Source organism: Tenacibaculum sp. 190524A02b (genome assembly GCF_964036645.1).
Taxonomy (GTDB): Bacteria; Bacteroidota; Bacteroidia; order Flavobacteriales; family Flavobacteriaceae; genus Polaribacter; species Polaribacter vairaonense.
Map to the genome: position 1 here is coordinate 2114483 of NZ_OZ038525.1, position 12695 is coordinate 2127177.

Annotated in this window: 14 protein-coding genes; 11 read left to right on the forward strand and 3 right to left on the reverse strand. The window is 29.8% G+C overall.

Annotated features, from left to right (window positions below):
• The first annotated feature begins 179 nt into the window (after positions 1-179).
• Positions 180-950: a GEVED domain-containing protein gene (locus ABNT65_RS08390; RefSeq protein WP_348747653.1), complete on the forward strand. Its 771-nt coding sequence runs from the start codon at positions 180-182 to the stop codon at positions 948-950.
• A gap of 65 nt (positions 951-1015) precedes the next feature.
• Here ABNT65_RS08390 and ABNT65_RS08395 read toward each other — a convergent pair whose 3' ends face one another.
• The 3 genes from ABNT65_RS08395 to ABNT65_RS08405 form a co-directional block, all read right to left on the reverse strand.
• Positions 1016-2359 (reverse strand): T9SS type A sorting domain-containing protein, encoded by a 1344-nt coding sequence (locus ABNT65_RS08395; protein WP_348704632.1) that lies wholly within the window; start codon positions 2357-2359, stop codon positions 1016-1018.
• A gap of 215 nt (positions 2360-2574) precedes the next feature.
• A complete protein-coding gene (locus tag ABNT65_RS08400) occupies positions 2575-4014 on the reverse strand; it encodes a glyceraldehyde-3-phosphate dehydrogenase (RefSeq protein ID WP_348704631.1) in 1440 nt (479 codons plus the stop codon).
• Positions 4015-4247: 233 nt separating this feature from the next.
• Complete coding sequence (locus tag ABNT65_RS08405) at positions 4248-5624, reverse strand: trypsin-like peptidase domain-containing protein (RefSeq protein ID WP_348704630.1); 1377 nt, start codon at positions 5622-5624, stop codon at positions 4248-4250.
• 234 nt (positions 5625-5858) lie between these two features.
• Here ABNT65_RS08405 and dapF point away from each other — a divergent pair, with 234 nt between their 5' ends.
• The 10 genes from dapF to ABNT65_RS08450 all read left to right on the forward strand — a co-directional run bounded on the left by dapF (position 5859) and on the right by ABNT65_RS08450 (position 12693).
• A complete protein-coding gene (gene dapF, locus ABNT65_RS08410; RefSeq protein WP_348704629.1) occupies positions 5859-6635 on the forward strand; it encodes a diaminopimelate epimerase in 777 nt (258 codons plus the stop codon).
• Positions 6635-7159 carry a GNAT family protein gene (locus ABNT65_RS08415; RefSeq protein WP_348704628.1) on the forward strand — a complete coding sequence of 175 codons (525 nt, stop codon included), beginning with the start codon at positions 6635-6637 and terminating at the stop codon, positions 7157-7159. The genes dapF and ABNT65_RS08415 overlap by 1 nt, the downstream gene beginning before the upstream one ends.
• Positions 7152-8180, forward strand: a complete 1029-nt coding sequence (gene mltG / locus ABNT65_RS08420) for an endolytic transglycosylase MltG (RefSeq protein ID WP_348747654.1) — start codon at positions 7152-7154, stop codon at positions 8178-8180. Before ABNT65_RS08415 ends, mltG begins: the two co-directional genes overlap by 8 nt.
• Before the next feature lie 704 nt (positions 8181-8884).
• Entirely contained in the window at positions 8885-9244 is a 360-nt protein-coding gene (locus tag ABNT65_RS21030; protein WP_412766850.1) for a helix-turn-helix domain-containing protein, read from the forward strand.
• A 50-nt stretch (positions 9245-9294) separates the two neighbouring features.
• On the forward strand, positions 9295-9585 hold the full coding sequence (locus tag ABNT65_RS08425) for a helix-turn-helix transcriptional regulator (protein ID WP_348704626.1): 291 nt from the start codon (positions 9295-9297) through the stop codon (positions 9583-9585).
• Positions 9586-9670: 85 nt separating this feature from the next.
• A complete protein-coding gene (locus ABNT65_RS08430) occupies positions 9671-9889 on the forward strand; it encodes a hypothetical protein (RefSeq protein ID WP_348704625.1) in 219 nt (72 codons plus the stop codon).
• Positions 9890-9928: 39 nt separating this feature from the next.
• The gene (locus ABNT65_RS08435; protein WP_348704624.1) at positions 9929-10603 is read left to right on the forward strand and encodes a porin family protein; all 675 of its coding nucleotides are present in this window, start codon (positions 9929-9931) and stop codon (positions 10601-10603) included.
• A 664-nt stretch (positions 10604-11267) separates the two neighbouring features.
• Positions 11268-11504 (forward strand): hypothetical protein, encoded by a 237-nt coding sequence (locus ABNT65_RS08440; RefSeq protein ID WP_348747655.1) that lies wholly within the window; start codon positions 11268-11270, stop codon positions 11502-11504.
• A gap of 34 nt (positions 11505-11538) precedes the next feature.
• A complete protein-coding gene (locus ABNT65_RS08445; protein WP_348747656.1) occupies positions 11539-12159 on the forward strand; it encodes a hypothetical protein in 621 nt (206 codons plus the stop codon).
• An 84-nt stretch (positions 12160-12243) separates the two neighbouring features.
• Positions 12244-12693, forward strand: coding sequence for a hypothetical protein (locus ABNT65_RS08450; RefSeq protein WP_348704620.1), 450 nt, complete (start codon positions 12244-12246; stop codon positions 12691-12693).
• The last annotated feature ends 2 nt before the right edge of the window (positions 12694-12695 follow it).

Here is a 12695-nt window from a genome sequence, read left to right on the forward strand (position 1 = left end):
AAAACAACAAGTGTTAAGTCTGTTAAAATTGTTACATATAAAATAACATTTCTTATATTTCTTTAGGTCATTTATTTATAGGTTTATCTTCATTAATAAAACAGAATACTATACTAAATCAAGTAATTTACTTGAACTTGTAAGTATTCTCACAAACTTTATCAACTTAAAATTTAATTATGAAACCAAACTCATTTATTCTATGGAGCTTATTAACTATAATAGTTTTTAGTTTTCAAGCAAAGGCTCAAAACGGACCAAGTAATTACTGTAGCGCAAACGGAGGAACAACAACTGACGAGCACATTGGAAGTGTACAATTAGGAACTATTAATAATTCTTCTACTACAAACGCTACAGGTTATAGTGATTTTACTAATCTAAGTACTGTACTTACGAAGAATACAACATATACTATATCTATAAAAGCTGTATTAACTACCCCTATTGAATATTGGGAGGCTTTTAAAGTATGGATTGACTACAATCAAGATGGTGATTTTGATGATCAAGGAGAACTTATATGGACTCAAAATGCTACGCCACAACGATTAGTTAGTGGAAATTTTACTGTACCTAAAAATGTTAGAAACGGAGCTACTAGAATGCGTGTAAGAATGAGTGCAGATTTTATTAGGTCTTCTTGTGGAACTGCTGCTTCTGGTTTTGGAGAAGTGGAAGATTATACTGTTATTATTCAAAATTCATCTAGTAAAACTACTCCTAATCATAATATGAAAGTTTTTCCTAACCCTGTTACTGAAAAGCTTTTATTAAAAGATAAAAACTCAGAAACTAAAAGCTTTGAAATAGCTAATAAAAATGGTATTATAGTTTCAAAAGGCACTTTCACAAGTGAAATTAATGTTAACGAACTACCTAAAGGTAATTACTTTTTAAAAGTGAATAGTTCTCAAACACAATTTAAACAAACTTTTATTAAAAACTAAGATTATTTTATAAAAAAGCCGCTTCATAAGAGCGGCTTACTTCATTTGTTTATTCTAATTCTCAATTACTTCTTTATTAACTTTATTGTTTTTTCTTCGTGATCCATTTTCACTTTTGCAAAATACACTCCGGAATTTAATTCTGTAACTGGAATAGATACTTTATCTTTATTTATATTAGATAATGTCATCATTTTTTTACCCAAAATATTATACACTACAACATCGTTTATAATACTATATTTCATTTTAATATTCCAACTTGAAGAAGACGGATTAGGGTAAACTGAAAAAGACGCTATTTCTCTCTCTTCAACCCCTGCTGTTGGTTCTTTATAAAAATAAATATTATCTATCCAAATATTACCATTACCATCATATTTGAGTTGATCTACTTTAGTTAAGTCAACCACATCACTAAAGCTAGACAGGGGAATATCAACACTATTCCATGTTTCAACCGTTCCTGAAGGGATTAATAAATACTCTTTTTCTGCAGCTGGATTTGCCACTGCTGAAGAATTAATTAAAAATATCCCTAAATCTGTAGAACTTTTCGCCCAAAAATCAATATGCATATGTGTTTTTCCTGAAACATCTATAGCACTCCCTAAAGCATTTCCTTGGTAGTTCAACCCTGTTAACTTTATAGTGTTATTACTTTCTATCATCACTTCAGAAAAAGTAGTTGCTTGTCCCCATCCAGGGTTAAAATTAGTTCCCACTACATCCGTATAAGTATCACTATAAATAGAAAGTACTTCCATAGTTGTTTCATCTCTTGTTGGCACTGGAGCCGCTGTAGCTGGCTCTGATATTGTACAAGCATTAGCACATGAACCACCACAATCTACCCCTTCTTCATCACCATTTTGTAATCCATCAGAACAAGTAGCTGCAATAACCACTCCTCCATCAAAATCGTCAACTAAAAAAGCGTCATCATTACCAGTGTTTGCATCTCCTGCATCTGTAAAAATGACAATCTTAGAATAATGAGACAAACCAGATCCAAAATCTAATGAAATATTTTGCCAACCTGTACCTGTAGTTGTAAAAGCTAGCTCTGTATTTCCGTTAGGACCTTCAAACTTTAACAAATGATTACCACTAGTTCCAGATCCTGTTCCTAATGGGTTTATTCTAAAAGTGATGGTGTTGTTATTATCATCTGATAAATCTATAAACTGTTTTAACACTAGTCCTGCTCCATCCCAAGCATGATTCGCTCCAACTATTTTCAAGACTTTGTTATTAGCATCATTGGGGTCAGCTTCATAGCTTGTAGCTGCTCCATTAAATGGATCAAAATTTTCATCTGCTGTTTCTGAAAAATCAATAGGAAACACTTGCGCGTACCCTAAAGAAACCATAAACATAAAAAAGATAACGGGGGTAATTTTCTTCATAATAAATAATTGTTTTTGTATTATATAGTGATATACAATTTACATATTTCCTTACAAAAACAAAAACAAAACACTAATTATGAACCTATTAAAAACAAAAAAACCAACAACCATCACTACGGAACGAGTTTTAGATTTTATATAGTTTAAAATGGTGTAAATAAAAAAGACTACCTTAAAAGGTAGCCTTTTTACAATATTATAAAATGTTTCTATTAATAGTAAGTGTAACGACGTACTTTTGCTATGTGCTTTGCTAAACGCATTACTTGGTGAGAATATCCATACTCATTATCATACCAAACATAGATAACAATTGTGTTTCCATCAGTAATGGTAGCTTTACTATCAAAAATTGAAGGTGCAGTTGTTCCTACTATATCTGAAGAAACTAATTCATTACTTAATGAATATTTAATTTGTTCAACTAAATCACCTTCTAAAGCATATTGCTTCATTATAGCGTTAACTGCTTCTACAGTTACAGTACTATTTAATTGTAAATTTAAAATAGCTAACGATCCATTTGGTACTGGTACACGTATAGCACTTGAAGTTAATTTACCTTCCAATGCTGGTAACGCTTTAGAAACTGCTTTTCCAGCTCCTGTTTCAGTAATTACCATATTTAAAGCTGCTGCTCTACCTCTACGGTATTTATTATGCATATTATCTACTAAGTTTTGGTCATTAGTATATGCATGAATTGTTTCTAAATGTCCCTTTTTAATACCAAAATTATCTTCCAATACTTTTAATACAGGTGTAATTGCATTTGTTGTACAAGAAGCTGCTGAGAAAACATCTACATTATCTGGATTATTCTCTAAGTGATTTACACCATGTACAATATTAGGTACTCCTTTTCCTGGAGCAGTTAATAACACTTTGCTTGCTCCTTTTACTAAATGACGGCTTAATGCTTCTTTATCTCTAAAAGCTCCTGTATTATCAATTACTAAAGCATCATTTATTCCATACTCTGTATAATCAATATCTTCTGGTTGCGATGCAGAGATCATTTTAACAGTAGTTCCATTAATGATTAACGCATTATTATCTGCATCAACCTGAACTGTTCCTAAAAAATCACCATGTACAGAATCAACACTTAACAAAGAAGCTCTTTTCTCTAGTACTGTTTGATCTATTTTTCCACGAGTTACAATGGCTCTTAACCTCAATTGAGACCCTTTTCCCATTTTACTACTTAACTCACGTGCTAATAAACGACCAATACGCCCAAAACCATATAAAACTACATCTCTTGGTTGAATTCCATTAGCCTGCGTAGCATCTTTTAATTGGTTCTTTACAAAATCAACTTTATCTAAGTTTTCCTCATCAGACAAATGGTATTCATAAGCTAATTTACCTATATCTAATTTTGATGCAGGTAACTCAATAGATTGAATAGCTTTTGCTATATCTAAAGCATCTTGTAGAGTAATTGGTTTAGATACAAACTCTTTTGCATAGTCTATTAAATTTAAAACCTCACTAGCTCTTTTATCTACTAATGGATTTCTAAATAATACTAATTCAATTGATTTGTCATACCATAAATCATTAACAATATTGATAAACTCAACAGTAGCTCTTCTTAATTGAGCTTGATTTACTACTTCTTTTTCGTAATTTGTTATTGTTGACATAGTTGTGTGTTAACTAAATTTTAAAAAATTTGCTGCAAAAGTAGTTATTTCAATCGATTTCGTATAGTATTTATTAAAGAAAAAAATCTCACTAAAAATCATTTAGTGAGATTAACAAATTATTATATTTCTTTGTTGGTATCTCCAAAGGATATAATACCTAGAAGCTTACTTCGAAATTAAACTTATGGTCTTATTACCTACCTAGAAAACTCGTAACAAAACAGTTAATTTTAAAATCTGAAACGTTCTTTTTGACCTGAAGGACTAATAAGCTCTAAAATCATTTGTTCATTTCCTGTATATCTATCTAAAATAGATACTGCTTCAGCAGCACTCGAAATATTTTTACCATTAATTTTGGTTAACACATAACCTGCTCCCACTTTATAATACTGAAAACCTTTGTTATTTGTTGCTGTGATTTTTGCCCCTCCTTTTACTCCTAACTTTCTTTTTTCTTTATCGTTTAAATCTTTTAGCTGTACTCCAAAAGAAAAAGAGGTAAAGGTACTTTTCTTGCTTAGTTTTACAGTTCTAGTTAAATCTGTCCCATCTCTATTAACTGTTATATCAACCAAATCCCCTGGCCTTTTTGCTGTTAACTGCCCTTTTAAATCTGAAAACTTTGTTATTTTAACATTATTAACCTTTGTTATTACATCTCCTTTTTTCAACCCAGCTTCTACAGCATCACTATCTTGATCTACAGAACCAATCCTTACTCCTTCTATATCTTTTTCAGAAGAATCTATAGATATTCCTAAAATTGCTTCTTGCACAGAACCAAACTCTAATAAATCATCAATGATTTTTTTAGCAATGTTAGAAGGCACTGCAAAAGAATACCCAATAAAGGATCCTGTTCTTGAAGAAATAGCAGTATTAATCCCAATTAATTCTCCTCTTGTATTTACTAAAGCACCTCCACTATTTCCAGGGTTAACAGCCGCATCTGTTTGTATAAAAGATTCTATATTTCTATTTCCTTCTAAATCTCTTCCTTTTGCACTTACAATACCGGCTGTTACTGTTGATGTTAAGTTATAAGGATTTCCTACTGCCAATACCCATTCTCCTATTTTTACATTGTCTGAATTCCCAAATGGAATATTAGGCAAATCAACATCAGATACTACCTTTAAAAGTGCAATATCTCTTTCTTTATCTGCTCCTATTAATTCAGCTTTTAACTTTTTACGGTTATTTAACGTTATTTCAATATCAGAAGCTCCTTCTATTACATGGTTGTTTGTTACAATATAACCATCAGGAGAAATAATTACACCACTTCCTGTTCCTACTTGTTCATATTTTCTAGCGCCTCCTCCTCCAAAAAAGAAACTTAAAGGATCTTGCTTTGTCCTTAATGCTGTATTTTTAACGTGCACTACTGCATTTACAGTACTCTCAGCTGCTTCTGTAAAGTTGGTAGGTACAGACGATGTGTTTAAAGTAGCTGGTGTATAACTAGCTCTTACAGTTTGCATTGCAGGTTGTTCAACTCGCTGTATAACTGTTTCTGGTTTTTCTATTAACATTTTGTAACCTGAAAGCGCTACCGCTCCCCCAACAAACGCTACCCCTAAAATTCCTAAAAATCTCTTCATTATGCTTACAAATATTTTTATTAGCTACGACAAAGGGTACAACACCCTGAAACCTGTCTCAAAATTAAACTTAATTGCTTTTTTAAATATCTCTTGAGTTTGTATCAAGATAATTTACTTATTCAAATATACGATTTTAACATTTTAAAGAAATACGTTTAACGCTGTTTTAACGATTTTTAACCGCCATTTAACAATGCCTTTTCCTGCTTTAAATATGTATCTTTGCCCATTATGAACATTACTTTTTATAAATATCAGGGTACAGGAAATGATTTTGTTATTATTGATAACAGAACAAAAACTTTTCCTAGTGAAAACAATAAATTAATAGCTTCTTTATGCCATAGAAATTTTGGAGTTGGTGCAGATGGTTTAATTTTACTTGAAAATGATGAAACTACCGATTTTAAAATGGTTTACTTCAATGCTGATGGTAATGAAAGTACCATGTGTGGTAATGGAGGTAGATGTATTGTAGCTTTTGCTCATAAATTAGGTTTATTTAAAAAGGAAACTACTTTTATGGCTATTGATGGATTACACAATGCTTCTATTGATGATAGTATTGTTTCTTTACAAATGATTGATGTTAACACTGTAGAAATTCATGACAGCTATATTTTCGCAGATACAGGATCGCCTCATCATGTTCAATTGGTAAACAACATTAATGATTATGATGTTTTTACCAATGGAAAAAGCATCAGAAATGATATGTATGGTAAAGAAGGTAGTAATGTAAATTTTGTTGAACAGTTAAACACCGATACTTTTCAGGTAAGAACGTATGAACGTGGAGTTGAAAATGAAACTTTAGCTTGCGGAACTGGTGTTACTGCTGTTGCTATTGCCATGCACGCTACTAAAATAACGGCAAGCAACACTGTTAAACTTCCTGTACAAGGTGGTGAATTGAGTGTTTCTTTTCAAGAAAATAAAGGGAAATATTCTAAAGTCTTTTTAACTGGACCAGCTACTTTTGTCTTTAAGGGTGAAATTTCAATTTAATGCAAACACTAAAAGGAATACATACTACTTTAAGAGCCATTGAGCCTGAGGATTTATCTTTTTTATTTACTATAGAGAATAATGAAGCTTTTTGGGAAGTCAGTCATACGCAAACTCCTTTCTCTAAGTTTTTATTAAAGCAATATCTTGAAAATGCGCATCTAGATATTTATGAAGCTAAACAACTAAGGTTAATTATTCAATCAAATGACACTTTGGAATGTATTGGTATGATTGACCTTTTTGATTTTAATCCACAACATAAAAGAGCAGGTATTGGTATATTAATTCATCCTTCTTTTCAAAAGAAAGGGTTTGCTTCTGAAGCTTTAGATTTAGTTGTTACTTATGCTTTTACTCATTTACAGTTGCATCAACTATATGCTAATATTACTACTGATAATATAAAAAGCTTACATTTGTTTCAAAAAAAGAACTTTAAGAGGATTGGTATAAAAAAGGATTGGATTTTTAGTCAAGGAAAATTTAAAGACGAAGTTTTATTTCAATTAATTAATGAGTAGAAAATTTTTATACGGTGGCATCATAACTTTCTTTATAATTGGTGCAATAGTTGGTTTTAATTTTTATCAAAAAATTTTTAGTAAAGTTGTTATTAATGACATAGCTGTTTTTATAAAATCTGATGACTCATTAGCGGATGTTACACAAACACTCAAAAATCATCTTCATAATATTGAAAATTTTGAATGGGTAGCAAATAGGAAGAAATACACAAAACCTAAAGCTGGTAAATTTCTTTTAAAAAAAGGGATGAGTGCCAATGATGTTGTAAACCTTTTAAGAAGTGGTAACCAAACCCCTGTGAAGGTTTCCTTTAATAATCAAGATACTTTAGAAAAATTAGCTGGAAGAATTGCTACTCAAATTGAAGCTGATTCATTAAGTATTCTAAATGCTATGTTAGATAATTCTTTCTTAATTAAAAATAAATTCACTCCTAAATCTGCTTTGGGCATGTATTTACCTAATAGTTATGAATTTTATTGGAATACTTCTGCTACTAAGTTTAGAAATAAAATGTTAAAGGAGTACAAACGTTTTTGGAATACTTCTAGACTAGAAAAAGCAAACAAATTGAATTTATCTAAAGATGAAGTTATAGCCTTAGCCTCTATCGTTCAAAAGGAAACTGCTCAGAGAAGTGAACGACCTATTGTAGCAGGCTTATATTTGAATCGTTTAAAAAACAATTGGCCTTTACAAGCTGATCCAACAATTATTTATTGTGTAAAACAATTGAAAGGTCAAGACTTTGTAGTTAAAAGAGTATTAAATAAAGATTTAGAAATTAACTCTCCTTACAACACGTATAAAAATATAGGTCTACCTCCTACCTTGATTGCTATGCCAGATATTTCTGCTATTGACGCTGTATTAAATTATCAAAAACATAACTACTATTATATGTGTGCTAGTGTTGACAAAATTGGTTTTCATGAATTTGCTAGTTCTTTAGCACAACATAATAGGAATGCTCAGAAGTACCAAAGATGGATTAGTCAACAGGGAATTAATAGGTAAATAGCACTTCTTAAATTTAGGAAATATTCACTTTGATTGATCTTAAATCAGTCAGTCATCTTTTTATTATATAGCTTTCACGCCAAGTTTTTCTACCTTCACTACAAAAAAAATGGCTTTTATAGCTATTAATCCCCATTCTTCCTATCTATTTTTTACTTTTAAGCTAACTAACCAAAACTTAAATCATGAACTCTACTTTTTTTAGCTTAATACGAAAACAATTTCCATCCATAACCTTAAAATATTTACAGAAAGAATAAATCTTTATTAAAAGATACAAAGGCTAACCATACTATATTATTTTATCTAAATTACTATTCTTATTTGTTTCCTAGCTTTTTTAGATTTTCCAACATTTAAAACCTTGTTTTCTATATCAATGATTTAAGTGAAAAATGATTATCTCCCCATCTAGAATCTCTTTTCAACAAATCCCACGAAAGTAATTCTTGTAAAACTAACCTTTCATATAAAACACATAAAGGTTACATCCAATTATTTATTGGGATGTGGTCTAGGTTAGCATATGCATAATTCACTAAAACTTTTTTAACAAAAATTAATTTTATCATGAAAAAAACAAACTTAAAAAACGACAAAACCAATCAATCAACCCCTATTATTAACGTAACAAAGTTTGCTGAGCAACTGAACGCTATAATACAGGAAAAAAAACGAATCCTTTATTTGGTGTTACACAATTGGCTGAGTTATTACAAATAAGCAAATCTCAACTAAACAGAAAAGTTCTTGAACAAACTGGGTATACTCCTAGTAAATTAATTTTAAAACACAGAATTGAGCTTGCCCAACAACAATTAATATTTACTTCTAATTCAATTGAACTCGTGGCTTTAAACTCCGGGTTTCAAAACTTAAGTAGCTTTAGTAGAAAATTTAAACAAGAAAACAGTTGCTCCCCTTCTAAATACCGAACAAAAAATTCCTATAACGGTATTAACAGTTTAAATTGGACACTTCCTTTTACACAAGCCTTACTAGATCAAATAATTTTCCTTAAAAAAAAAATAATTGGCTTCAAAAATTTTTTACTATCGTAATCAATAATTTAGATAATGAACTTTTTTCTGTTGATACATTATCTAGTGAATTGTTTATATCTACTTCTAACCTCAACCGTAAAACCAAACAGTTATTTGGTTTTCCTACTACAAAATTGATTAGAGATTTACGTTTACAAAATGCTGCTGAATTATTAAACTTCTATAATAAATCTGTTTCAGAGGCAGCTATGCTTTCTGGTTTTTTTGATGCTGCTCATCTTTCTAGATACTTTAAACCAACTTTTGGTTGCTCGCCCGGAGAGTATAGAAATATAACACCATTTTTTAAATCTATAGAAATTCTTTTGTCTTCAGAAATGAATCAAATTGACAATTAATAGCCTGTTAAATACAAATCAAATAGTGGTTAGCTATCTAATTTTGAATCATTATAACTTAATACAAATCAAAAAACGCAGCTTTATGTTCAACTCTTCAAAAAAACAAATATTAAAAGAAAGAATATTAGCAACAATAATCAATAATTCTAAAGATTATAGGCTAATTTCTTTAACCAATCGTCCTTTAGAAACACTTCCTTATCACTTAAATAATAATACAATTTCTGATCCTATAACCAATGAAGTACATGTTGTTTTTCATAAGGCTAATGGGGAGATTTTATCTATAGAAAAATTTTAAATATTAAACATAACAACAACCAATCTTAAATTTATTATCATGAAAAAATCATTATTTATTTTCATTATCCTAGTTAGTACTTTTTCTATTTATTCTCAAAGAAAAGGAGATTTTGAATTTGGTGCAGGAATAGGTATAAACTATACTAGTTCATCAGCTACTATTGAATTATTAAATAGTAATACACAATTACAATCCATTAGTATTCTTCCTAAAGCTTCTCTTAATATTAGTGTTTCTGGAGAATATTATTTTTCAAAAGAATTAGGACTGAAATCGAAACTAATTTACGATTCTAAAAGTTGGGAATTTAAACTCAATAATGTGCATTATTTTGATTTAAAATTAAATCAAATTACTTTACCTATTTTATTAAACTGGCATTTTGGAAAACATAAAAATTGGTACCTTAATTTTGGACCGTATGTAGATTTTCTTATCAATGAAAAAGAAAAAAACATCAATACAACATTAGGTCAACAACTAATAATTAACGATAGTAACGAGGAAATTGACTCTTTTGAGAGTTTTAATAGCTTTAATATTGGAATAATTTCTGGTTTTGGTTACCAATTTTATATTAACCCCAAAACAAAACTTTATATTGAATATGAAGGTAAATTTGGTTTTAGTGAAATTGCCAAAAATGATCTTTTAGATATTTTTTCTAATATTAGACATAGTTTTAACTTAGGCGTTTTATTCAAATTATAATTAAAAAAACATTCTATAATTTATATCTAAGCAACAATATTTTATTGTTGCTTTTTTTAGTTTATACGTTTTATTTATGGTATAAGAATCAAATAATTGATTCTTATCATTTTTTACAATAAAAGTTACTTACTAAAACATGGTTACTTATTTCTTACCTTCCCATTTTTACTACATATTCTAAAAAGACATAACTAATTAATTGTAATCCATCCCTTAATACAAAACACTTATAACCTTTTATCAAAAAAATTAAGGATTCTTTTCTACTTTCAATTTATAAAAACTCAAAAGTAAAAGCATTTAAAACACCATGGAAATTAGGGTAAATATGTTATTTATTTTTAAAACTAACTACTTAATTAGCATATGCTTCAAATTGTTAAAAGTTTGCCTTTTGAGTACAAAACAACTCTCTAAAACACTAGTAAATTTGACATATAAGAATTCAACAATTGTACAATTAGAATTTTTAATGTCATGAATTAAAGCTGCAGATTTAAGAATTGACAAACTAGGTTTCAGAGAAAAAAAACAACAAAAGTTCCTGATATACAATATATCAAAAATGGTTAAAACAAAACCGTGATTCTAAAGATACTTTATCGTTCTTTTTTGAATTTGAAATTTAAAAATAAGTTAAATAATTATAAAAAATAACACTATGCCACAATACAATGTTCAGAATTTCACTTATGATGGACCTGGAGATAGTCTATGTTACGGACAACAAGATGTTCATGATCATGACAGAGCTGTTCAATTTACCGTTGATGTTACTGCATACCTTCAAGGTCAAGGTTGCCAAAACATACAACCTGGTCCATTTAGGTCTCATCAACCAAGACCAAATGAAGGTAAAGAATTTCGTTGGAACGGAAACAATTGGGTAAAAGTTTAATCAAAAAAATTAATAATAAAACAAACCAAACATCATGGATAAAATTAAATTAAATTTCGTAAACAAGTCTGCGGACACCAATAATAGTAGTATTGTAATTTTTCAACAAAATGTTGCAGAAGATTTTGGAGAACTTGCCATTGCTTGGAAAGTAATAGAAAACTGTGGTAGGTTAGATAACCATCCTTTTAATTACCCTTTAAACTTTGATGTCTCATCAAGTGATTCATATGGAAACTTTACGCCACAATTAGCAGCATACAATGGAGATGCTTTTGATATGGTAAAAGATAGTTCTGGTGATGTTTTACAAAAATCATCTACCCATGCTACTAGTCCAAATGAAGTAGAAATACGTAATAACTTAGCTAATGGAGCTATCAATGCTAATTGTTATAGAGATGGTAAATTATTGGCATCTAAAACAGGTTTAGCTCCAGGACAAAAAGCTGTTTTTGAATTTCAACCTAAAATTTATATTGGAGTAGTTTCTCAAATAGAAGAGGGAGATGTTATGAATTCTGCTATTATTTCTCAAGTAAATTCGGAAATTAATTTATTTGGTATTAGAAGTGCTGATATAGTAATGACCGGAGGTGGACCAGGTAAAAACTCTCAACCTTTTAATTTTACATTAGAAAATATAAATAAATAATCATCTCTTTCATTTATACAAGGTGGCATGGCATGCTTTATTCATGCCCCTTGTTAAATTAATAATACATTAAACGACTAAACAATGGATAATACAGATAAAAACACCTGGTACTCTGGAGACTGGAAACAACATAATAATGATACCATTCCATACAATGGGGTTAAAATTACAGCCACTCCTAATTACACATCTCCTACAAGCCCTCCTTCCAAAAGAAAACTGACTTCTGTTAATGCTACAATTACAGATTTTACCAAAGACCCTAATGGCGTTTCTAATACTATTAAGCTTAGTAGAACTGGTATATGGTATGAGATTACTATTCCTGATAAAACAAATGTTTCTCCTCCTGAACCTAATACCGATTTTACCATAACTGGAATTTATCTAAATGGTGATTTAGGAAAACTCAAATTAAATGTTACCACAACAGGCATTTATTTGCAAATTCAATTTCGCTATGGTGAAACTAATAGAACAAGAGAAGAATTAGGCTTTATTTTACAATTTGATGAATATGTAGAAGATTAAAT